The 22,209-nt window shown below is 59.5% G+C and carries 17 protein-coding genes; 9 read left to right on the top strand and 8 right to left on the bottom strand.

Translation table 11 applies throughout. The features are described 5' to 3' along the window. Positions 1-43 precede the first annotated feature (43 nt). Both AB5Y94_RS20970 and AB5Y94_RS20965 read left to right on the top strand, forming a co-directional pair. Complete coding sequence (locus AB5Y94_RS20970) at positions 44-1,672, top strand: ATP-dependent endonuclease (RefSeq protein WP_216989459.1); 1,629 nt, start codon at positions 44-46, stop codon at positions 1,670-1,672. Beyond that, complete coding sequence (locus AB5Y94_RS20965; RefSeq protein ID WP_216989460.1) at positions 1,662-2,822, top strand: UvrD-helicase domain-containing protein; 1,161 nt, start codon at positions 1,662-1,664, stop codon at positions 2,820-2,822. Before AB5Y94_RS20970 ends, AB5Y94_RS20965 begins: the two co-directional genes overlap by 11 nt. Positions 2,823-2,911: 89 nt before the next feature. On the opposite strand, the gene AB5Y94_RS20960 is transcribed toward AB5Y94_RS20965, so the two are convergent. The 3 genes from AB5Y94_RS20960 to guaB form a co-directional block, all read right to left on the bottom strand. Then, positions 2,912-3,184 carry a hypothetical protein gene (locus tag AB5Y94_RS20960; RefSeq protein WP_010633780.1) on the bottom strand — a complete coding sequence of 91 codons (273 nt, stop codon included), beginning with the start codon at positions 3,182-3,184 and terminating at the stop codon, positions 2,912-2,914. Positions 3,185-3,562: 378 nt separating this feature from the next. Continuing rightward, positions 3,563-5,152 (bottom strand): glutamine-hydrolyzing GMP synthase, encoded by a 1,590-nt coding sequence (gene guaA, locus AB5Y94_RS20955; RefSeq protein WP_043172061.1) that lies wholly within the window; start codon positions 5,150-5,152, stop codon positions 3,563-3,565. 83 nt (positions 5,153-5,235) lie between these two features. Further along, entirely contained in the window at positions 5,236-6,699 is a 1,464-nt protein-coding gene (gene guaB, locus AB5Y94_RS20950) for an IMP dehydrogenase (protein WP_005301581.1), read from the bottom strand. 446 nt (positions 6,700-7,145) lie between these two features. Here guaB and AB5Y94_RS20945 point away from each other — a divergent pair, with 446 nt between their 5' ends. From AB5Y94_RS20945 to xseA, 6 genes are all read left to right on the top strand, one after another. Beyond that, entirely contained in the window at positions 7,146-9,032 is a 1,887-nt protein-coding gene (locus AB5Y94_RS20945; RefSeq protein ID WP_368206488.1) for a potassium transporter Kup, read from the top strand. A 235-nt stretch (positions 9,033-9,267) separates the two neighbouring features. Continuing rightward, the gene (locus AB5Y94_RS20940; protein ID WP_216989462.1) at positions 9,268-10,080 is read left to right on the top strand and encodes an energy transducer TonB; all 813 of its coding nucleotides are present in this window, start codon (positions 9,268-9,270) and stop codon (positions 10,078-10,080) included. A 2-nt stretch (positions 10,081-10,082) separates the two neighbouring features. Continuing rightward, positions 10,083-10,838 carry a MotA/TolQ/ExbB proton channel family protein gene (locus tag AB5Y94_RS20935; RefSeq protein WP_216989463.1) on the top strand — a complete coding sequence of 252 codons (756 nt, stop codon included), beginning with the start codon at positions 10,083-10,085 and terminating at the stop codon, positions 10,836-10,838. After that, positions 10,838-11,257 (top strand): ExbD/TolR family protein, encoded by a 420-nt coding sequence (locus AB5Y94_RS20930; protein WP_368206487.1) that lies wholly within the window; start codon positions 10,838-10,840, stop codon positions 11,255-11,257. The genes AB5Y94_RS20935 and AB5Y94_RS20930 overlap by 1 nt, the downstream gene beginning before the upstream one ends. Positions 11,258-11,395: 138 nt before the next feature. Then, a complete protein-coding gene (locus AB5Y94_RS20925; protein WP_216989465.1) occupies positions 11,396-12,325 on the top strand; it encodes a DMT family transporter in 930 nt (309 codons plus the stop codon). 101 nt (positions 12,326-12,426) lie between these two features. Further along, positions 12,427-13,791: an exodeoxyribonuclease VII large subunit gene (gene xseA, locus AB5Y94_RS20920; protein WP_017779637.1), complete on the top strand. Its 1,365-nt coding sequence runs from the start codon at positions 12,427-12,429 to the stop codon at positions 13,789-13,791. A gap of 72 nt (positions 13,792-13,863) precedes the next feature. Here xseA and hutW read toward each other — a convergent pair whose 3' ends face one another. Further along, positions 13,864-15,234 (bottom strand): heme anaerobic degradation radical SAM methyltransferase ChuW/HutW, encoded by a 1,371-nt coding sequence (gene hutW / locus AB5Y94_RS20915; RefSeq protein WP_216989466.1) that lies wholly within the window; start codon positions 15,232-15,234, stop codon positions 13,864-13,866. A 260-nt stretch (positions 15,235-15,494) separates the two neighbouring features. Between hutW and AB5Y94_RS20910 the strand changes: the two genes are divergently transcribed. Further along, a complete protein-coding gene (locus AB5Y94_RS20910; protein WP_005301603.1) occupies positions 15,495-17,090 on the top strand; it encodes a methyl-accepting chemotaxis protein in 1,596 nt (531 codons plus the stop codon). 91 nt (positions 17,091-17,181) lie between these two features. Here the strand turns inward: AB5Y94_RS20910 and aroG are convergent, their stop codons facing one another. The 4 genes from aroG to AB5Y94_RS20890 all read right to left on the bottom strand — a co-directional run bounded on the left by aroG (position 17,182) and on the right by AB5Y94_RS20890 (position 22,145). Next, a complete protein-coding gene (gene aroG, locus AB5Y94_RS20905) occupies positions 17,182-18,237 on the bottom strand; it encodes a 3-deoxy-7-phosphoheptulonate synthase AroG (RefSeq protein WP_005301605.1) in 1,056 nt (351 codons plus the stop codon). Between the two features lie 213 nt (positions 18,238-18,450). Continuing rightward, complete coding sequence (gene aroA / locus AB5Y94_RS20900; RefSeq protein WP_368206486.1) at positions 18,451-19,734, bottom strand: 3-phosphoshikimate 1-carboxyvinyltransferase; 1,284 nt, start codon at positions 19,732-19,734, stop codon at positions 18,451-18,453. 171 nt (positions 19,735-19,905) lie between these two features. Then, positions 19,906-20,994, bottom strand: a complete 1,089-nt coding sequence (gene serC, locus AB5Y94_RS20895) for a 3-phosphoserine/phosphohydroxythreonine transaminase (protein ID WP_005301608.1) — start codon at positions 20,992-20,994, stop codon at positions 19,906-19,908. Positions 20,995-21,218: 224 nt separating this feature from the next. After that, positions 21,219-22,145, bottom strand: coding sequence for an electron transfer flavoprotein subunit alpha/FixB family protein (locus AB5Y94_RS20890; protein WP_368206485.1), 927 nt, complete (start codon positions 22,143-22,145; stop codon positions 21,219-21,221). Positions 22,146-22,209 lie beyond the last annotated feature (64 nt).

Raw genomic sequence — 22,209 nt, 5'->3', positions numbered from 1 at the left:
TACATAGCCTCCAAATTAATATCTATATAAATAGGAGTGTTCAATGAAAATAGAAAAGATTAACATTTATAACTACAAATGCTATTACAGCAAGTTCTCAATCGACTTTAACAAAGGCGTAAATATTCTTGTCGGTGACAATGGTTCTGGAAAATCAACAATCCTTGAGGCAGCTCATTTAGCATTGAGTGGTATATTATACGGTAGATATTTAAAAAACGAACTAACCCAATATATATTCAACAACAAGGCTGTCGCCGAATATTTAGAAAAAGTTAACAATCGCGAGCCGAGTTTTTTACCAGAAGTTTGTATAGAAGTTTTTTTTGAAAAGGCTTCCGCACCAAAATTACAAGGCACGGGTAACAAGGAACGGAGTGATGCATGTGGTGTATCATTCAAAGTCGAGTTTGATGACACTTATACTGATGAGTATTCAGAGCTAATACGCAGTGGAGAGAAAATAAATACACTGCCAATAGAGTACTATAAAATATCTTGGTCATCTTTCGATAGAGACGCAGTTACATCAAGAAGCATTCCAATTAAATCTGTTCTAATAGATTCAACATCCAGTAAGTATCAAAACGGTTCTGATATATATATATCAAGAATTATAAAAAATGACTTAGACGATAGTGAAAAAGTTAAGCTATCTCAGGCATATAGAAAGATGAAAGATAGCTTTTCTGAAGATGATGCGGTTAAAGTAATTAACAATAAAATTGATGGTAAATCAAATGTCCAAGGTGATCATCTTCGTATCTCCGTTGACTTAGGGTCTCAAAATGCTTGGGAATCCAGTTTAATGACCTATTTGGGAGATATTCCTTTCCATCAAATAGGCAAAGGGTATCAGTGCATCATAAAAACGAATCTTGCTCTAGCTCACAAAAAAGCAAAAGAGGCTAGTCTGTTATTAATAGAAGAACCTGAGAATCACCTATCACATTCCAAGTTAAATCATTTGTTAAAATCAATAGTTGATAACTCAGCTGACAAACAAGTTATTATTTCAACACACAGTAGTTTTGTAGCCAATAAACTTGGCCTTGAAAATTTAATTTTATTAAATGATCACAAGGTCACAAAGTTCACTGATTTATCAAAAGACACTTTTGATTTTTTTAAAAAACTACCAGGTTACCAAACATTAAGGCTTCTCCTTTGTAGAAGAGCGGTGCTTGTTGAGGGTGATTCAGATGAACTCATATTTCAAAAAGCCTATATGGATAAAAACCTTGGATCATTACCTATTGAGCATGGTATTGATGTTATTTCTGTGAAATTGACATTCAAGCGTTTTTTGGAAATTGCAAAAAAAATAAACAAAAACGTAGCTGTAATAACAGATAACGATGGTAATCATGATGAGAGAATCATAAAAAAATATCGAGATTATCATGACAGCCTTCACATAAAAATCTTTTCAGACAATCGAAACCACCTAAACACACTTGAACCACAGTTTGTTGATGCAAACAAAGATAATTTAATTGAATTATGTAAAGTACTTAGTTTAGATATAGGTAAATTTAATACCGCTGAGTTATTATCAGAAAAACTACAAACACAGAAAACTAGCTGGGCTCTCAATGTTTTCGAATCAAAAATAACCTTTAATTATCCACAATACATCACTAACGCAGTGGAGTGGTGCAATGAAAGATAATAGTCTTATAATTGCAGCCGCGGGCTCTGGAAAAACAACTTATTTGGTAGATATTGCGTTAAAAAAGCCTAATGAATCAATTTTGATTACAACTTACACTGAGTCAAATGAACAAGAGATTAAACGAAAATTCATATCTGAGGTTGGCGCAGTACCACCCAATGTAACTATTACCACATGGTTTTCATTTCTCCTAAAGCACTGGGTTAGACCATACCAGTGCCAACTAAATAGCTCTTTAGCTAAAATACGCATTGGTTTTATTCTAGTTAATCAGCGTTCAGGACTAAGGTATACAAATAAGAATGGGCAAAATGTTTATTGGTCAGATAAAAACAACTTCAATAAATATTATTTCACCTCTGACTTTAAACTATATTCTGACAAGATTTCAAAATTTGCTTTTGAAGCAAATAAAGCCAGTAATCAAGCTGTAGTTAATAGAATTACATCTCTGTATAGCATTATATGCATAGATGAAGTTCAAGATCTGGCTGGTTTTGACTTAGAGTTAATAAAGCTCCTCTTCAAGTCAAATTCCCAAGTGATAATAGTGGGAGATCCAAGGCAAGTTACTTATCAGACCCATAATACGAATAAACATGCTGAGTATAGTAATGGAAACATTAAAGATTTTGTTAAATCTGAAAAAATGCTAGGAAAACGTATCACATGTCAGATAGATGAAACGATTTTAAATAAATCTCATCGTTGCTGCCAAAGTATATGTGATTTCTCCTCAAAACTTTACCCTCAACTCCCTGCTGTAGATGCATGTGAGTGTGTTGATTGCCGTAAAGATAACATTCAGCACCAAGGAGTCTTCATCGTTTCAAAAAAACTATGCCCTGAATACTTAAGAACATATAAGCCAATACAGTTACGCTGGAACTCAGCATCAAAAATAGATAAATCCTATGATTCAATGAATTTCGGTGAGTCTAAAGGTCTCACTGTAGACCGTGCAATTATATATCCGACAGATGATATGGAAGATTGGTTTCGCCACACAGATCAACCCGAAAAATTAAAACCCGCCACTCGTGCTAAGCTATACGTGGCATTAACTCGTGCTCGTTACAGTGTAGCTATTGTGTTAGACTATGACCCCAGTGAAATATTTGAAGGTGCAGAGTTTTATAAACAATAAAAGACGCCCTAAGGCGTCTTTCTTATTGCTGGTTGTTAGAACAAACCGGTTAGGAGATCTCCCCCTCCCCACCTTGCCCCGCAACCTTATCAGATCGGGGTGATGGAGGTGATATGGGCCGAGCCATCCAGGGATTGGAAGATCTGCACCACGGCTTCCCCATGGATCGGGTTGGGCAGCGGCACAGTAGTTTTGCATTTGAAACGGTAGTTGGTGCCGGCGACGACCTGGGTGGAGACTTCAAAGGGGGTGTACTGCACCCCGACAAATCCTTCCAGTGCCTGGTTGAATACGGCCTGATCTTTGGCGCTCAGCTTGTGGTAGGCAGTCCATCCGCCCAACAACACTGCTTGTTCTGACATAACAAACCCTCCGTGATCTCTTGTCCCTACTCGTTTGGCTGTTCGGGTTCCGCCCCGTTTATTCAAGTGGTGTCCGGACTCCACCGGGGGTCATACCAGATTTGGCATGTCCGGTGTCGACAGTGCACATAAAGGCGTTGCTGTCGTCACTCTCCCCTGCTGCCACGACCCTCGCCTCACAGCATCGGTCTCAATTGGCATGGCTGAGCCTAGTGCGAGATCCATAAAACACCCCCTGTCATATCTGACAGAGGCAGGGAGGCAAGAAAGCGGCTAGCGAGAGGAAAAATGAGGCGCAAACGATTGGAAAAAGAAAAGACGCCGCAAGGGCGTCTTTTTTACATTTTTATGCTTGAAGGGCGAAAGGGCGTTAGCCGCTTATTCCCATTCGATGGTTGCGGGCGGCTTGCCGGAGACGTCGTACACCACGCGGGAGATACCGTTGATCTCGTTGATGATGCGATTCGACACGTGACCTAGGAAGTCGTACGGCAGGTGAGCCCAGTGAGCAGTCATAAAGTCGATGGTCTCGACGGCGCGCAGCGCAATGACCCAGTCGTACTTGCGGCCATCGCCCATGACGCCGACGGAGCGCACCGGCAGGAACACGGCGAACGCCTGGCTGACCTGGTTGTAGAGGTCGGCTTTGCGCAGCTCTTCGATAAAGACGGCATCGGCGCGGCGCAGGATATCGCAGTACTCTTTCTTCACTTCGCCAAGCACCCGCACGCCCAGACCCGGGCCCGGGAACGGGTGACGGTAGAGCATGTCGTAGGGCAGACCCAGCTCGAGGCCCACGCGGCGCACTTCGTCTTTGAACAGCTCGCGCAGCGGCTCTACCAGCCCCATCTTCATCTCTTCCGGCAGGCCGCCGACGTTGTGGTGAGACTTGATGACGTGGGCCTTGCCGGTCTTGCTGGCAGCCGATTCGATGACGTCAGGATAGATGGTACCTTGTGCCAGCCACTTGGCGTTTTTCAGCTTTTTCGCTTCATCGTCAAACACTTCGACGAACACGCGGCCGATGATCTTGCGCTTGGCTTCCGGCTCATCAACACCGGCAAGGGCAGAGAGGAAGCGCTCTTCGGCATCGACCTTGACGATGTTCAGACCAAAGTGATCGCCAAACATCTCCATCACCTGGGTGCCTTCGTTCAGGCGCAGCAGACCGTTGTCGACGAAGACGCAGGTCAGGCGATCGCCGATGGCGCGGTGCACCAGCATGGCAACCACGGAGGAGTCCACACCGCCGGAGAGGCCCAGGATCACCTCGTCGTCACCCACCTGCTCGCGGATGCGGGCAACGGCGTCGTCGATGATGGTGGCCGGGGTCCACAGGCATTCGCAGCCGCAGATGTCTTTGACGAAGTGCTCCAGCATGCGGGCACCCTGACGGGTGTGGGTCACTTCCGGGTGGAACTGCACGCCGTAGAAACGCTTGGCCTCGTTGGCCATGGCGGCATGCGGGCAGGTGGCGGTCTGGGCGATGGTGGTGAAGTCGGCCGGGATGGTGGTGACCTTGTCGCCGTGGCTCATCCAGACATCCAGCAGGGCATTGCCGTTGTCGGCGATGGCATCTTCGATGTTGCGCAGCAGCGCGCTGGTCTTGCCGGCGTTGCCCAGCACTTCCACCTTGGCGTAACCGAATTCACGCTCGGTGGAGGATTGCACCTTGCCACCCAGCTGCTCGGCCATGGTCTGCATGCCGTAGCAGATGCCAAACACCGGCACGCCGGCGTTGAACACGTACTCGGGGGCGCGCGGGCTGCCCGCTTCGGTGACGGACTCGGGGCCGCCGGAGAGGATGATGCCGCTCGGATTGAATTCGCGGATCTGCTCTTCGGTCACATCCCAGGCCCACAGTTCGCAGTAGACGCCGATTTCGCGCACGCGGCGGGCGATCAGCTGGGTGTACTGGGAACCGAAGTCGAGGATAAGGATACGGTGCTGGTGAATGTCTTTAGTCATTTTATTCCTGCATCAGGCTGCTGTTGTCACAAAAAGCACGGGATAAAAAAGGGGTGGAGAAACGGGGCCGCAGCCCCGTTTTATCAGCCCATCCGGTAGTTGGGGGCTTCTTTGGTAATGGTCACGTCGTGCACGTGGGACTCTTTCATCCCGGCGCCCGAGATGCGCACAAACTCAGCCTTGGTGCGCATGTCGTCGATGGTGGCGCTGCCGGTCAGCCCCATGGAGGAGCGCAGGCCACCCATCTGCTGGTGGATGATCTCTTTGAGGCGGCCCTTGTACGGCACGCGGCCTTCGATCCCTTCCGGCACCAGCTTGTCGGCGGCGTTGTCGGTCTGGAAGTAACGGTCGCTGGAGCCCTTGGACATGGCGCCCAGAGAACCCATGCCACGGTAGGATTTGAAGGAGCGGCCCTGATAGAGCTCGATCTCGCCCGGCGCCTCTTCGGTACCGGCAAACATGGAGCCCACCATGACGCAGCTGGCGCCAGCGGCGATGGCCTTGGCCACGTCACCGGAGAAGCGGATGCCGCCATCGGCAATCACCGGGATGCCGGTGCCTTCCAGCGCGTCAACGGCGTCGGAGATGGCGGTGATCTGGGGCACGCCCACGCCGGTCACGATACGGGTAGTACAGATGGAGCCCGGGCCGATACCGACCTTGACGGCGTTGACGCCGGCAGCGGCCAGCGCCTTGGCGCCCGCGGCAGTCGCCACGTTGCCGCCGATGATCTGCAGATCAGGGTAGGCTTCGCGGGTCGCCTTGATGCGATCCAGCACCCCCTGGGAGTGACCGTGGGAGGAGTCGATCAGCAGCACGTCCACACCGGCTTCCACCAGGGCGGCGACGCGCTCTTCGTTGCCGGCACCGGCGCCGACGGCGGCACCGACCCGCAGACGACCCTTGTCATCTTTACAGGCGTTGGGCTTGCGCTCGGCTTTCTGGAAGTCCTTGACGGTGATCATGCCCTTGAGTTTGAAGTCGGCGTTGACCACCAGCACCTTCTCGATACGGTGCTTCTGCATCAGGCCGACCACCTCTTCACGAGGAGCCCCTTCACGCACGGTGACCAGACGATCCTTCTGGGTCATGATCTGTTCGACAGTCTGGGAGAGATCGGTCACGAAGCGCACGTCACGACCGGTGATGATGCCCACCAGCTGGTTGCCTTCGGTCACCACCGGATAGCCGGCGAAACCGTTCTTGTGGCTCAGCTCCTTGATCTGGGCGATGGTCAGGTCAGGGCGTACGGTGACAGGGTCGGTGACCACGCCACTCTCGTACTTCTTGACCTTGCGCACTTCTGCAGCCTGCTGCTCGATGGACATGTTCTTGTGGATAAAGCCGATACCGCCTTCCTGGGCCAGTGCGATAGCCAGACGGGCTTCGGTCACTGTGTCCATGGCAGCGGAGATCATGGGGATGTTCAGGCTGATGGCAGAGGTCAGCTTGGTACGCAGATCGGCAGTATTGGGAAGAACTTCGGAGTGGGCGGGAACCAACAGTACATCGTCGAAGGTTAACGCTTCTTTGGCAATCCTGAGCATGGCAATATCTCACCGTTGAGGAAGTGGGGGTGTAAAATATTGCCGACGAAGTTTACTCACGCATTGGTCACTGGTAAAGAAGTTTTTTGAATTTTTTATGGCGTTTTGACCTTTTCAGCCGCCAAGACGCTAAAAACCCAACAATTTTCGTCATAAAACGGCCGTTTGCAGGCAAAAGAGTTGCCTCATTGCGGTTTTATGCAAAAAAGCCCCCGTTTAATTTTTTCAGGCAGCCCCGCAACCCCTCCCCCGTCACAGACCCGTTGGCACCTGTCGAGCACCCTCGCCAACCGGGTCACTCGCCTCTGGCAAGTCAGTCAACAACTAAACCAAGCTGCGCCGTATCCAAACTGGTTCACCCGGGTTGGTACGCCCAGCGAAGTGACCTTTTCACGGCGCGGGTTTGCTTTGAGCCGGCGCCTGCGTATCATGATTAACATTCTGAATTGAAATGGAATTTCATGATGAATCACGGACACCCGCAAGGGCGCATGGCCATTACCCTGGCAGCACTGGGGGTCGTCTATGGCGATCTCGGCACCAGCCCGCTCTATGCCCTCAAGGAGAGCTTCGCCGGACACCTGGGCCTGCAACCTACGCCGGCGGGGATCCTCTCCATCGTCTCCCTCTTCTTCTGGACCATCATGATCGTGGTCTCATTCAAATATGTGCTGCTGGTGCTTCGGGCCGACGACAAGGGAGAAGGGGGGATCCTCACCCTCGCCTCGCTGGCCTCTCGCCGCCTCCCGGCCAGGTCGCGCGCCCTGCTCATGATGCTGGGTCTGGTCGGCGTGGGGCTCTTCATCGGGGATGCGGTGATCACCCCCGCCATCTCGGTGCTCTCGGCGGTCGAAGGGTTGCAGGTGATCACTCCGGAGCTGGCGCCCTTCGTGCTGCCCATCACCCTCACCGTGCTGGTGATCCTGTTCGGGGCCCAGCATTACGGCACTGCCGGCATCGGCCGCCTGTTCGGCCCGGTCATGCTGCTCTGGTTCGGGGTGCTGGCGGCGCTCGGCGCCTATGAGATTGGGCAAAATCCCGCCATCCTGCAAGCCATCAACCCGCTCTACGCCCTCGATTTCATGGCCAGCCGACCGGGTGTCGCCTTCATCACCCTGGGGGCGGTCGTGCTCTGCGTCACCGGCACGGAGGCGCTCTACGCCGACATGGGCCACTTTGGCCGTGGCGCCATCCGGCTGGCCTGGGGCTCCCTGGTGATGCCGGCCCTGCTGCTCAACTACTTCGGTCAGGGGGCCCTGCTGCTGCGCAATCCCGCCGCCATCGAAAATCCCTTCTACCTGCTCGCCCCCTCCTGGCTGGCCTTTCCCCTGTTGATCCTCGCCACCCTGGCCACCGTCATCGCCTCTCAGGCGGTGATCTCGGGCACCTACTCGGTGGTGCGCCAGGCCATCTTGCTAGGCTACCTGCCGCGCCAGGAGATCCGCCACACCTCGGAGCACGAGATAGGCCAGATCTACCTGCCGCTGGTGAACTGGCTGCTGCTGGGGGGCATCGTCATCGTCATCCTCTGGTTCCAGAGCTCAAGCAACCTGGCGGCCGCCTACGGCATCGCGGTGACCGGCACCATGGCACTGACCACCCTGCTGTTGATGGTGGTGGCTGCCCGCCGCTGGAAGTGGTCACGCTGGCTGATTGCGCTGGTGTGCGCGCCGCTGCTGCTGGTCGATGTCACCTTCTTTGCCGCCAATACCACCAAGTTTCTGGCCGGTGGCTGGCTCCCCATCCTGTTTGCGCTGCTGGCCATCCTGGTGATGACCACCTGGAAGCGCGGACGGGAGCTGGTGCTCGACAAGCTGGAACACAAGTCACTGGCGCTGAAAGGGTTTGTCGACAACATGCAGGCAGACCCGCCACTGCTGGTACCCGGCACCGCCGTGTTTCTCTCCAAGTCGATGCAGGTGGTGCCCCACGCCATGCTGCACAATCTCAAACACAACAAGATCCTGCACGAACGGGTCATCTTCCTGACCGTTCAGATCAAGGACGAGCCCTGGCTCTCCTTCAAGGAGCGCATCGAACTCACCCACCTTGGCGAGGGGTTCTGGCAGGTGGTCGCCCACTTCGGCTACAAGGAGGTGCCCTCCATGGAGGAGATCTTCCAGGCCTGCGCCCAGGAGGATCTGAAGGTCACCATGGCCAAGACCTCTTTCTTCCTCTCCCACGAGAACCTGGTCAGCACCGATCTGCCCGGCATGGCGCGCTGGCGGGAGGGTCTGTTCGTCTGGATGAACCGCAACTCCCTCAAGGCGACCGACTTCTTTCATATTCCCGCCAACCGGGTGGTGGAGCTCGGGGTATTGCTGGAGCTGTAACCCGCAGCCATCACTCATTACCAGAAGCCGGCGTTGCAACCAGTGAGGTGGTAAAGGGGCCCAGTATCGATACTTATCTTCCTGTTTTTCATCCTGTTACGATTAAAACACGATTGATAATAGTTATTGTTTGACGGGCTATTCGTCGGGCAAGCTTGCGGCATCGGCGCCGGTTCGGGCGCCCTCACACCAGCCGTTTGAGTATTAATATGAAGACCAGGAAGGGAGCCCAGTGATGGACGCCTGCAGCCCGAGACCAACACTGCCCGCCAACGATCCCGACGCCGCCCGTCTCGTTTGCCTTGCCATCGCGATCGCCCTGCATCTTGCCGCCTTCTGGTGGCTCTATGCGCACCAGCCTGCGCCCATCACCCCGCCCTTGCCGCTGACCCTGTCGGCCCGCTGGGTCGGCGAAGCTGCAACCAATGAAGCGCCTGCCAAGGCGGCCCCCGCCCCTGCTACCACAGCGCAGCAAATACAAAAAGTGCAGCGAGAGCAGCAAGTACAAAAAGTGCAGCAAAAGGCCAGGCCGTTGCCACTACCCAAAAAACCGCCGCTCAAGCAAGTCAAAAAGAGCGTCAAGCCGGTGGTCAAATCGCTTAAACACAGTCCCCCGCCGGTGCAGCCCGCCAAGGTCATGCCGGTGAGCAGTCCGCAACCACCGGTCACCTCGCCCGCCCCTGCGACGGCGGCAACGGCCGCACAGGCGAGCGGCGAAAGTGCCAGTCAGCATCCTGCCCGCAAGGCTGGCGGCGGCGCCGGCAACAGCGCCCCCATAGCCCGTGATGCACGGCTCAACAACCCCGAGCCCCAATACCCCTATGAGTCGAGACGACGGGGAGAAGAGGGGCGGGTCATCCTCAATGTGCGGGTGACGGCCGAGGGCACCGCCGCCTCGGTGGAGGTGGCCAAGAGCAGCGGCTATCGGCGGCTGGACATGACGGCCCGCAAGACCGTCAGCCGCTGGAAATTCATTCCTGCCAGACAGAACAACGTGGCCGTCGAGGCCTCGGCAAGAGTCACCATCATTTTCAAATTAAGGGCTTGAACATGGATCCTGAAATCGCAAGCAACGGCATGGGCATCGCCCACCTGCTCAGCCAGAACAGCGGCGTAGGGCTGATCCCCTTCATCCTGCTGGTACTGATGTCCCTTGGCACCTGTTATTACGCCCTGCTCAAGGGCTATCTCGCACAGCGGGAACAACGCCTCAATGCCCGCTTCGTCGCCGATTTCTGGCAGCACGACAGCGTGCAGGAGATGGAGCGCCAGCTGGCACACCTGCCGCCGCAGGAGGCCTATGGCCGGCTGACCGGCGCCGCGTTGGCGGCCGTGGCCCAGCTGAAGCGGGCCGAGGAGCGTGCAGTCAGCTGCAAGCTGGGCTCGCCGGATGAATATCTGCTGCGCGCCATGCGCCGGGCCATCACCCAGGAGCGGGTGCTGCTGGAGCAGGGGCTGGCCTTCCTCGCCTCGGTGGGCTCGGCGGCCCCCTTCATCGGGCTGTTCGGCACCGTCTGGGGCATCTACCACGCCCTGCTGGCCATCGGCGCCGCCGGTCAGAGCAGTCTGGACAAGGTTGCCGGCCCCGTGGGCGAGGCGCTGATCATGACCGGCTTCGGCCTCGCGGTCGCCCTGCCGGCCGTGCTCATCTACAACTTCTTCGTGCGGCGCAATCGCCTCAGGCTCGCGGCGCTGGAGGAGTTTGGCCACGATCTGTTCACCCTGCTGGTGACCGGCTTCGAGCAGGTCGCCACCACCAAGGTCACTCCGCTGATGGAGCGGAAAACCAGAGAGGGGCGCGGCTGATGGCATTTGGCAAACTGTCGGACGAGGGGGCCGATCAACCCCTCTCCGAGATCAACATGATCCCGATGATCGACGTCATGCTGGTGCTGCTCATCGTCTTCATGATCACCGCCCCTCTGCTCACCAACGCGGTCAAGCTGGAGCTGCCAGAGGCCAGCAGCCAGCTCAACCAGCCAGACAAGCAGGACATCAACCTCGCCATCGATGAGGCCGGCAAGCTCTACTGGAACGATCAGGAGGTCGACGAGGCCGCCCTGCTCGCCAAGATGGAGAGCGCCGGCCAGGCCGAGGGGGAGCTGCCCGAGATCCAGCTGCGCATCGATCGCAAGGTGGAGTACGGCATCATCGCCAGGGTGATGGCCCAGGCCTCCCGGCACGGTCTGCACAAGATTGCCTTCGTGAGCCAGCCGGAGCCGTAACGCTCCCTTCGCCCACACACTGGTATGGCAGGGCATGGATGCCCTGCTACCATCCTGGCAGTTGCCAGCACAGGCACCTTGTCGGCATCATGCGGACGCAGCGCCAATATTGGCGACCATCACCGCAAGGACGACTCAATGAAACCTGCCGATTATGGGCGCCTGCTTCTGCTGGCCGCCATCTGGGGCGCCAGCTTCCTGTTCATGCGCATCGCCGCCCCGGCGTTTGGCGCCGTCAACACCACCTTCCTGCGGGTACTGTTCGCCCTTATCGGGCTTGCCGTCATGCTCCTGCTGCTGCGCGCCCCCATGGGGTTTCAGGGCAAGCTCAAGTCCGCCATGCTGCTTGGCGTCATCAACTCCGCCATCCCGTTTCTGATGTACGCCATCGCCGCCCTCTGGCTGCCGGCCGGCTACTCGGCCATCCTCAACGCCACCACGCCGCTGATGGGGGCCCTCATCGGCTTTTCCTGCTTCAACGAGCGCCTTGATAGGCGCAAATGGCTGGGGGTGGTATTGGGGGTGATCGGGATCAGCCTCATCACGACTACTGGCGAGGTGAGTGCCGATGGGCATCTGCTGCCCGGGGTGCTGGCCTGCCTGTTTGCCACCGCCTGCTACGGCCTTGCCGGCTTTCTCACCCGCAGCTGGATCACCCATCGCGGCGGGCTCGATGCCAAGCTGGTGGCCTTTGGCAGCCAGCTGGGTGCCAGCCTCTTCCTGCTGCCCTTTTTCGCTTACCAGCTGGCGGCCGGCCCCGTGGTCGACTGGGCCGTGCCCACCGCCTGGGCCAGCGTGCTGGCGGTCGGCGTGGTCTGCACCGCCCTCGCCTACCTGCTCTATTTTCGACTGATCGCCGATATCGGCCCGCTGCGCAGTCTCACCGTCACCTTCCTGATTCCCCCTTTTGGCATCTTGTGGGGCGCGCTGGTGCTGGGCGAGACCTTGAGCCAGGGCTTCGTGCTGGGGGGCCTGGTCGTCTGCCTCTCGGTCTGGCTGGTGACCAGCCAGGCCAGCACCCCGGCCGCTCGGGCCTGGGCGCAACCTCAGGATCCGGACGCACGCTGAACGGGCCAGCGCCGCTCGGCGTTCGCCCCGAACTGCGTTAAGATGGCGCCATTGTTTTATGCCCCCGCCCCCAAGGCGGGGCACACAGCGCAGGACCAGCCTTGAACTACCGCAACGAACCGAGTCAAAGCAGACAACAGCAGGTCTTTACCGTCACCCGCCTCAACAGCGCCGTGCGCATGATCTTGGAGCAGGATCTGGGGCTGGTGTGGTTGACCGGCGAGCTCTCCAACCTGGCGATGCCAAGCTCCGGCCACTGGTACTTCTCCCTCAAGGACATGTCGGCCCAGGTGCGCTGCGCCATGTTCAAGGGCAACAACCGGCGGGTGGCCTTTCGCCCACAGGATGGCATGCAGGTGCTGGTGCAGGCGCGGGTCTCGCTTTATGAGCCGCGCGGCGACTACCAGCTGATCATCGAATCGATGCAGCCGGCGGGCGATGGCGTGCTGGCGCTGCGCTTTGAGGAGCTCAAGCGCCGCCTCGGCGCCGAGGGACTGTTCGACGAGGGGCGCAAGCGACCGCTGCCGCGCGAACCGCGCGCGGTGGGCCTCATCACCTCCGCCACCGGTGCTGCCCTCCATGACATGCTGACGGTGCTCAAACGCCGCGCGCCGGATCTGCCGGTGTTTATCTACCCGACCCAGGTGCAGGGCAGCGCCGCCATCGGCCAGATCGTCTCTGCCATTGCCCTGGCCAACCGCCGCGCCGAGGTGGATGTGCTGATCGTAGGGCGTGGCGGCGGGTCGCTCGAAGATCTCTGGTGCTTCAACGAAGAGGCGGTGGCGCGCGCCATCGCCCACTCCGCCATCCCGGTGGTGAGCGCGGTAGGCCACGAGGTGGACGTCACCATCAGCGACTTTGCCGCCGACTTGCGCGCCCCGACCCCGTCGGCGGCGGCCGAGCTGGTGGCGCCGGATCAGAGCGCCCGTGCCCAGCGCCTCGCCCATCTCAAGCAGCAACTGCTGCAGGCCATGAACCGCCAGCAGACCGCTGCCCGCCACGATTTCATCCTGCTGCAAAAGCGGCTCGACCATCAGGATCCGAAGCGGCGGCTGGAGCAGCAATCCCAGCGCCTCGACGAGCTCTCCGCCCGCTTGCAGCAGCTGATGAACCACAAACTGCATCAGGGGGAGCGGCGCCTCGCCAACCTGGAGCTGCGCCTGCAGGGCAAGAGCCCGGAGCGCTTGCTGGCCGCCGGCAAGCGCCGCCACCAGCTGGCCGAGGAGCGCCTTCATGCCCTCATCGCCAAGCGCCGGGATCTGGCCGACCACCGCCTCGCCATGCTCAGCGCCCGCCTCGACGGGGTGAGCCCGCTCGCCACCCTGGGCCGTGGCTACTCCATCACCCGCACCCAAAGCGGTGAGGTGATCAGCCGCGCCGCCCAGGTCGATGCCGGCCAGACGCTGGTCACCCAGCTTGCAGAGGGACAGCTGCGGGTGCGGGTGGAAGAGGTCCACCAGCCATAACGCACAAGGGGGCACATCAGGTGCCCCCTTGTTTATCATCCTCTCTTTGTCAGGCCCGCTCGGCCAGCACACTCACACCAGCGAGTGGCGCACCGCCTGCGCCGGATCGGCTGGCGCCGTACCCGACCCCGCCAGCGGGTTGAGCTGCAAGTATTCAAACAGCCCGGCCTGCAGATTGACGTTCCAGAAGCGCCCCGCCAAGGTGAGCTCAAGCCGTGCCTCGCTCAGCGTCGCCAGCCCATGCAGCTGCCAGGCCTCGAACAAGGGTTGCAGATGTGCCCGCAGCGGCGTCGGCAAGCGGGCCAGCGCTAGCCAGCCGCTGTCGAGCGCACCGCGCAGCAGACCATCGAGGCGGCCATTGGGATTGCGCCCCATCACCATGCCGGGGGCCCGCAGATCCGCCGCCAGCGCCTCATGCCAGAGCGCCAGATCCCGGCCATACATGAGGCCGTGCCCATGCACGTTGCCGCCAGCCCCGGCCCCGAAGGGGAGGATCTCGGCGCCGCGCTTAGCCATCTGGTTGTAGCGGCTCTGCTCGGCCTCACCGCGCCGCCAGTGGCTGCAGGAGAGCCGCTGCCAGCCCCCCTGTTCCAGCATCTGGGCGCCATAGGCATACATGGTAGCCCGCTGCTGGCCGTCGGCGGCCCAACCGAGCTTGCCCTTCGCCTCGGCACGGGCCAGATGGGTGCCGGCCATGGCGATGAGCTGATAGAGATCCACCCCGTGCACCCCGCTCGCCATCACATCCGCGATGTCCTGACGCCACACGGCATCATCCTGGCCAGGCAGGCCGAAGATGAGATCGGCCACGATCACCGCGTCGTCGTGACGGGTCAGCGCCTCCAGCCGGGTCAGCAGGGTCTCCCGGTCGTCGAAGCGGGCCGCCGCCTGGCGCACCTCGGTATCAAAGCTCTGCACCCCGAACGAGAAGCGGTTGAAGCCGCCCGCCAGCGCACTGTGCCACTTGGCATCGTCAAAACCGTTGAGGCGCCCCTCCAGGGTCACCTCCACATCCGCAGTCAAAGGAAAGCGACGGATGGCGGCGGCCAGCATCGCCAGCTCCTCGGCGCTCATGTCCGTCGGCGTGCCGCCCCCCACATAGACGGCCGAGAAGGGGCGGCTCTGGGTGAAGGGTGTCTCGGCGGCCTTGGCAAGCGCGCCGCAGAGCGCGTTGACATAGCGGGTGATGCGGGCCGGGTTGGCACCATTTTCAAAGAAATTGCAGAAGCTGCAGCGCTTGCGGCAAAACGGGATGTGGATATAGAGCGCCCGCTCGTCCGCCTCGCTCTCGCGGCGCCACCAGGCTTGCCAGTCGGCATGGTCGAGGGTGAGCGGACGCATGCCGCCGCGACTGGCGTGGGCCGAGGTCTTGGCGCCAAAGGCGAACTTGAGGGGATCCGGGGTGGCAAGACCGGTCATGGTCGGGGTCAGCAGTGGTGTCATCGCAGGCAGGCTATCGAGTGAAATAATGCAAATGATAACCACTATCAATAAATGCCAAATTTGTGCTGGATCAACTCAACGACGAACAGCCCTCGTTTGCTACGCACCATTAACCTCTATCATGGATCCAGTTAACAGTTAATTTACTCAAGATGAGGTAGGGTGAGCCGATAGAGAACCATCTCCCCCGTTCTGATGAGCAAACGGGGGAGAGTCATCAACCATTGACGATCGCTCACCTGCGCATGGACCTGCCAACGATGCAAAATCTGTCTCTGAACTGGAAAATCTTTCTCCCCCTCGCCCTGGTCATCGGCTGCACCTTCGCCCTCAGCTTCGAGCTTTCCGCCTGGCTGCAACGGGATCTCGCCATCCGGCTGGCGGGTGAAAAGGTGGAGAGCGCCGCCAACACCTACATGGATCAGCTCAACGTGTTGATGATGACGGGGGCCATCGCCAATCGCCAGATCGTGCAGACCAAACTCAAGAGCGAGGCCGGCATCGTCGAGGCCCGCCTGATCCGCGCCCCGGCGGTCACCAGCCTGTTCGGCCCAGGCCACCCGGATCAGCAGATTGAAGACAAGCTGGACGAGCGCGCCATCAACCAAGGCGAGACCATTCTCGAGCAGCAGGGCAACCAGCTCACCCTGATCAAGCCCTTCAAGGCCTACAAGGAGTATCGCGGTACCCAGTGCACCACCTGCCACCAGGTGGCGGAAGGCACCGTCATGGGGGCGGTGCGCATCAGTTACGATCTCAGCCACACCTTTGGCGAGATCCATCGCAACAACCTGATCCTGAGCGGCAGCCTGGTGGCAGTGTTCGGGCTCGGCTTCGGCCTGCTGGGCTGGGTGCTGCAGCGCTACATCAAGCGGCCGGTGCGCCATCTGCAGCTGGCCATGACCCGCATGGCCAAGGAGCGGGACCTCTCCCTCCCCCTGGAAAACCCCAACCGGGATGAGCTGGGCGAGATGACCCGCGCCGTCAGCGCCATGGTGCAGGGGTTTCGCCACAGTCTGCAGGAGGTGGAGAGCGCCACCCACCAGCTCTATCAGGAGTCCAACCAGATCCGCCAGGTGGCGACCCAGACCGAAGGCTCGGCCCGTCAGCAGGAGAGCATGACGGTACAGGTGGCCGCCGCCGTCAGCGAGCTGGCCGCCAGCTCCCACGAGGTGCGCGAACACGCCCGCAAGAGCGCCGAGCTCTCCGCCCTCACCAATCAGGATGCGGCCAACACCAGTCGCCTCGCCCAGCACTCCATCAACGACATGGGCGAGATGTCGGCGGAGATAGAGCGGGTCGACAAGGTGATCCAGCAGCTCGACAACCGCTGTCTGGCGGTCGACGGGGTGCTGGAGGTGATCAAGGGGATCGCGGATCAGACCAACCTGCTCGCCCTCAACGCCGCCATCGAGGCGGCCCGGGCCGGCGAGCAGGGCCGCGGCTTTGCGGTGGTGGCCGACGAGGTGCGCGCCCTCTCCAACCGCAGCCGCGCCGCCAGCGAGGAGATCTCCCAGATGATCGCCGCCCTGCAGAACGAGGCCCAGAGCGCGGTGTCGGTGATCGGGGATGCCAAGGCCAAGGCGGACGAGAGCATCCACAAGACGGAGGCGACCCTGGCCGCCATGCAGAACATCATCGGCCGCATCAGCAGCATCAACGATCTCAACGCCCAGATGGCGCAGTCCGCCGAGGAGCAGGACAGGGTCTGCAGCGAGGTGGACGGCTCGGTGAGCGACATTCGCAACACCTCCAACGACACCCTGGGCCAGGCCCACGCCGCCAATCTCGCCAGCGTCCAGCTGGTGGAGCAGTGCCGCAAGCTCGAGCAGCTGCTCAAGACCTACCGCTGGTGATCATGCCTGCCGCCCGCGGCGGCCAATAAAAAAGCGCGACTCAGGGTCGCGCTTTTGTTTTGCGTGTTGTTTCAGGCACGCCTGGCCGACATTAACCTGCGTTGCGGGTGGCCACCGCATCGGCCAGATTGCGCAGCAGGATCTCGGTGTCGGCCCAGCCGATGCAGGCATCTGTGATGCTCTGACCGAAGGTGAGTTCGCACCCTTCCACCAGATCCTGACGACCCTCCACCAGGTGGCTCTCCACCATGACGCCGAACACCGCCTTGCTGCCGGCACGCAGCTGACCAGCCACGTCCTCGGCCACCAGCATCTGGTTCTTGAACTGCTTGCTGCTGTTGGCGTGGCTGAAGTCGATCATCACCTTCTGCGGCAGACCGGCCTTGTCCAGCCCCTTCACCACCTCGTCCACGTGGGCGGCGCTGTAGTTCGGCTCACGGCCGCCGCGCAGAATGATGTGACAGTCCGGGTTGCCCCGGGTCGCGACGATGGCGGAGTGGCCATACTTGGTGACAGACAGGAAGTGGTGCGGCGCGCTGGCGGCGCCGATGGCATCGATGGCCACCTTGATGGTGCCGTCGGTGCCGTTCTTGAAGCCCACCGGGCAGGAGAGACCGGAGGCCAGCTCGCGGTGCACCTGGGATTCGGTGGTGCGGGCCCCGATGGCGCCCCAGCTCATCAGATCCGCCACGTATTGCGGGGTGATCATGTCGAGGAACTCGGAGGCTGTCGGCAGCCCCATGTCGTTGAGATCCAGCAGCAGCTTGCGACCGATGCGCAGGCCGTCGTTGATCTGGCAGCTGTTGTCGAGGTAAGGATCGTTGATCAGCCCCTTCCAGCCCACCGTGGTGCGCGGCTTCTCGAAATAGACCCGCATCACTATCTCCAGCTGGCCCTTGAGTTCGTCACGCAGCACCTTGAGGCGCTTGCCGTACTCCAGCGCGGCGGCCGGGTCGTGAATGGAACAGGGGCCGATCACCACCAGCAGGCGCTGATCTTCACCGGCCAGGATCTGATGGATGGCCTGACGGGATTCAAAGACGGTATTGGATGCGACCTCGGTGGCCGGAAACTTCTCAAGCACCGCAACCGGGGGTAATAACTCTTTGATTTCACTAATACGAACGTCGTCGGTTTGATGCTGCATGATAAGGCTTCCTGCTAGATGACTGCGATAAAGAAACTTCAATCTAGCCCGCACAAGCAGCGGTGTAAATAGAAAATTACATTATCGGATAAGGAATTTTCTTAACCCACCTTGCAAGTTTGAATAATGCTGCTAAGCGAGGATGAAAAGAGGGGAACAGCAGGCCGGGGCAGCCCAAAGAAACAGGCCCGCAGCGAGGCGGGCCTGGTTGACTCATGCACGCTGGCTGATGCTGGCCAGCTTGTCGAAGTAGTCCGGGAAGGTCTTGGAGGTACAACCCGGATCATTGATGGTGACAGCAGTATCGGACAGCGCCACCAGCGAGAAGCACATGGCGATGCGGTGGTCGTTGTAGGTATCGATGGCCGCATGCTTGAGCTGCGCTGGCGGGGTGACGGTGATGAAGTCACGCCCCTCCTCTACCTCGACGCCCAGCTTGCGCAGCTCGATCGCCATGGCATGCAGGCGGTCGGTCTCCTTCACCCGCCAGTTGTAGATGTTGCGAATCGAGGTGGGTCCCTCAGCGAACAGCGCCGCCACGGCGATGGTCATGGCCGCATCGGGGATGTGGTTCATGTCCATGTCGATGCCGTGCAGCGGCGCCTGCTCGGCCTCGATGAAGTCATCGCCCCAGGTGATGCGGGCGCCCATCTTCTCCAGCACATCGGCGAAGTGGATGTCGCCCTGAATGCTGTGCTTGCCGATGCCGGTGACCCGCACCTTGCCCTTGATGGCGCCTGCCGCGAGGAAGTAGGAGGCGCTGGAGGCATCCCCTTCCACCAGGAAGTCACCGGGGCTGACGTAGCTCTGGTTGCCCTTGATGTAGAACAGCTTGTAGTTGTCGTGCTCGATGACCACCCCGAACTGCTTCATGATGTGCAGGGTGATGTCGATGTAGGGCTTGGAGACCAGCTCCCCCTTGATGTGGATGCGGGTGTCGCCCGCCGCCATGGGCGCCGCCATCAGGAAGGCGGTCAGGAACTGGCTGGAAACGGAACCGTCGACATGGACGTCGCCGCCCCACAGCCCCTTGGCATCCACCACCAGCGGCGGATAGCCGTCTTTCTTCAGGTACTGGATATGGGCGCCCGCTTCGCGCAGGGCATCCACCAGATGGCCGATGGGGCGCTCTTCCATGCGCGGTTCCCCGCCCAGGGTGTATTCGCCGGAGCCCAGACACAGCGCGGCGCACAGCGGTCGCATGGCGGTGCCGGCGTTGCCAAGGAACAGATTGACCGGCTCCTTCACCGCGAAGCTGCGACCCAGACCGTGCACGGTGCACTCGGTCTTGTCGGCGGAGAGCTTGTACTTGACCCCGAGCTGGGTCAGCGCCGCCAGCATGTGACGAATGTCATCGCTGTCGAGCAGGTTGGTAAGCCGGGTGGTGCCACGGGCCAGTGCTGCCAGCAGCAGGGCCCGGTTGGACACGCTCTTGGAGCCGGGCAGATTGACCTCACCGGCCACACGAGAAATGGGTTCCAAACGCAACGAATTCATAGACTTCCTGTACGATCTCAAAAAATTGACCTGACCGGACGTTAGCAGCCCGCGCCCTGCTCGGCAAGACTGCACGTGGCACAAAAGCGGGCTGCGGGGACGGCCGGTCCGGCATCAGGGAAAAAACAGACGCCGGGGAGTCCCCGGCGTCGGCAATCGGGGAAAAACGCCTCAGCCGTGGCGCTTGGCAAAGCCGTCCATAAAGCTGACCAGCGCCTTCACCCCTTCCAGCGGCATGGCGTTGTAGAGGCTGGCGCGCATGCCGCCGACGATGCGGTGGCCCTTGAGCGCCAGCAGGCCGGCGGCTTCCGATTCGGCCAGGAACAGCTTGTCCAGCTCGGCATTTTTCAGCTGGAACGGGATGTTCATCCGCGAACGGCAGCTGGCATCCACCTGGTTGCCATAGAAGCTGGACTGATCTAGATAGCCGTAGAGGAAATCGGCCTTCGCCTTGTTGCGCGCTTCCATCGCCTCGAGGCCGCCCTGTTCTTTCAGCCACTCGAACACCAGCCCGGCCAGATACCAGGCGTAGGTGGGCGGGGTGTTGAACATGGAGTCGTTCTTGGCGGTGAGCTGGTAGTCAAAGATCGACGGCACATCGGCGCGGGCCTGATTCAGCAGATCGTCGCGCACGATGGCGATGGCCAGCCCAGAGGGGCCGATATTCTTCTGGGCGCCGGCATAGATGATGCCGAAGCGACTCACGTCGATGGGACGGGAGAGGATGGTGGAGGAGAGATCCGCCACCAGCGGCACCTCGCCGGTGGCCGGGATGTCGAACATCTCGATGCCGTCGATGGTTTCGTTCGGGCAGTAGTGCACATAGGCCGCATCGGCGCGAAACGCCGGGGTCGGCAACAGGTGAGAGATCCCCTGCTCGTTCTTGGCAACACCCTGGAAGGTCTGGATATCGCCATATTTTTTGGCCTCATCCACCGCGCTCTGGGACCAGACCCCGGTCAGCAGGAAGTCGGCCTTCTTGTTGGCTCCCCCCAGCAGGTTCATGGGCACCGCGGAGAACTGGCCACGGCCGCCACCGTGCATGAACAGCACCTTGTAGTTGTCCGGCACCGCCAGCAGCTCGCGCAGATCCGCTTCGGCCTTCTCGGCGACCGCCATGTAGGGCTTGCCGCGGTGGGAGAGCTCCATGACCGAGGCTCCCAGCCCCTGGAAATTACAAAATTCGCGCTGGGCGCGCTCCATGACTTCGACCGGCAACATGGCGGGGCCGGCGCAGAAGTTGTAAATCTGTTTGCTCATGACGCTTTCCGTGAGTGGATGAGTGTGATCGGGGACTTGTCTGGTTTTACACAAGTGCAGCCCCCGGATCAAAGGCTTTTTGGGAGCTGGCTCAACCTTTTGCCGACCCGCCGCCAGTGGTCTTGGCAGAAAAAAGCCCTGAACGGGTCAGGGCTTGCAGAGAACATGCGTGGAAATGGGCGTCTGCCGGGGCTCAATGCCACAGGCCCCCTTTTTTCACCAGGTTACAGCTTGGCGGTGAGCTCCGGCAGCAAGGTGAAGAGATCCCCCACCAGCCCGTAGTCGGCCACCTGGAAGATGGGGGCCTCGCTGTCCTTGTTGATGGCGACGATCACCTTGGACTCCTTCATCCCCGCCAGATGCTGGATAGCGCCCGAGATGCCGACCGCGATGTAGAGCTCGGGGGCCACCACCTTGCCGGTCTGACCCACCTGCAGATCGTTGGCGACAAAGCCCGCATCCACCGCCGCCCGCGAGGCGCCCACCGCGCCGCCCAGCTTGTCGGCCAGCGCCTCGATCAGGGCAAATTGCGCCTTGGAGCCGAGCGCCCGCCCACCGGAGACCACCACCCGCGCCGCCGCGAGCTCGGGTCTGGCGGAGCGCACGGCGCGCCGCTCGATGAGGCGGGTACGGCAGGTCACCTCGCTCACCGGCAACCGCTCTACCTCTGCCTGGCCGCCGCTCGCCGCCTTGGCGAAGGCGGTAGGCCGGATGGTGAGCACCTTGATGGGGGCGCTGCTCGCCACCCGGGCAATGGCGTTGCCCGCGTAGATGGGGCGCAGGAAGGTGTCGCCGCTCTCGATGCCGGTCACCTCGGAGAGCATCTCTACCCCGAGCCTGGCCGCTACCCGCGGCAGCAGATCCTTGCCCTGGGTGCTGGCGGCCATCAGGCAGTGCTGATAATCCCGCGCGATATGGGCCAGCAGCGGATCGACTCCGTCGCTCAGCCCCTCTGCCAGCATGGGGTGCTCGGCCAGCAGCACCCGATTCACCCCCTGCAGGGCGGCGGCCTGTTCACCCGCCTCGGTCAACCCCTGCCCCAGCAACAGCAGATGCACCTCGCCGCCCAGCTGGCTCCCAGCGGTGACCAGACGGGCCACGTTGTCGGCCAACTGGCCCTGATGATGTTCGGCAATGATCAATACGCTCATGACTGCCCCTTGCTATCGTCCGTTGATGTCCCAGCCTGTGTGCCCATCACGCCCCCGAGCCTGT

Origin of the sequence: Aeromonas sp. s5, assembly GCF_040907865.1 — a bacterium.
GTDB lineage: Bacteria > Pseudomonadota > Gammaproteobacteria > Enterobacterales > Aeromonadaceae > Aeromonas > Aeromonas dhakensis.
Note: the sequence above shows the minus strand (reverse complement) of the source record. Positions and strands in the feature narration are given on the sequence as shown.

Bases quoted from the DNA above. Each gene is read 5' to 3' on its own strand.
- AB5Y94_RS20970 (WP_216989459.1), top strand. From the start codon at position 44: ATGAAAATAGAAAAGATTAACATTTATAACTACAAATGCTATTACAGC.
- AB5Y94_RS20965 (WP_216989460.1), top strand. From the start codon at position 1,662: ATGAAAGATAATAGTCTTATAATTGCAGCCGCGGGCTCTGGAAAAACA.
- AB5Y94_RS20960 (WP_010633780.1), bottom strand. From the start codon at position 3,184: ATGTCAGAACAAGCAGTGTTGTTGGGCGGATGGACTGCCTACCACAAG.
- guaA (WP_043172061.1), bottom strand. From the start codon at position 5,152: ATGACTAAAGACATTCACCAGCACCGTATCCTTATCCTCGACTTCGGT.
- guaB (WP_005301581.1), bottom strand. From the start codon at position 6,699: ATGCTCAGGATTGCCAAAGAAGCGTTAACCTTCGACGATGTACTGTTG.
- AB5Y94_RS20940 (WP_216989462.1), top strand. From the start codon at position 9,268: ATGGACGCCTGCAGCCCGAGACCAACACTGCCCGCCAACGATCCCGAC.
- AB5Y94_RS20935 (WP_216989463.1), top strand. From the start codon at position 10,083: ATGGATCCTGAAATCGCAAGCAACGGCATGGGCATCGCCCACCTGCTC.
- AB5Y94_RS20930 (WP_368206487.1), top strand. From the start codon at position 10,838: ATGGCATTTGGCAAACTGTCGGACGAGGGGGCCGATCAACCCCTCTCC.
- AB5Y94_RS20925 (WP_216989465.1), top strand. From the start codon at position 11,396: ATGAAACCTGCCGATTATGGGCGCCTGCTTCTGCTGGCCGCCATCTGG.
- hutW (WP_216989466.1), bottom strand. From the start codon at position 15,234: ATGACACCACTGCTGACCCCGACCATGACCGGTCTTGCCACCCCGGAT.
- AB5Y94_RS20910 (WP_005301603.1), top strand. From the start codon at position 15,495: ATGCAAAATCTGTCTCTGAACTGGAAAATCTTTCTCCCCCTCGCCCTG.
- aroG (WP_005301605.1), bottom strand. From the start codon at position 18,237: ATGCAGCATCAAACCGACGACGTTCGTATTAGTGAAATCAAAGAGTTA.
- aroA (WP_368206486.1), bottom strand. From the start codon at position 19,734: ATGAATTCGTTGCGTTTGGAACCCATTTCTCGTGTGGCCGGTGAGGTC.
- serC (WP_005301608.1), bottom strand. From the start codon at position 20,994: ATGAGCAAACAGATTTACAACTTCTGCGCCGGCCCCGCCATGTTGCCG.
- AB5Y94_RS20890 (WP_368206485.1), bottom strand. From the start codon at position 22,145: ATGAGCGTATTGATCATTGCCGAACATCATCAGGGCCAGTTGGCCGAC.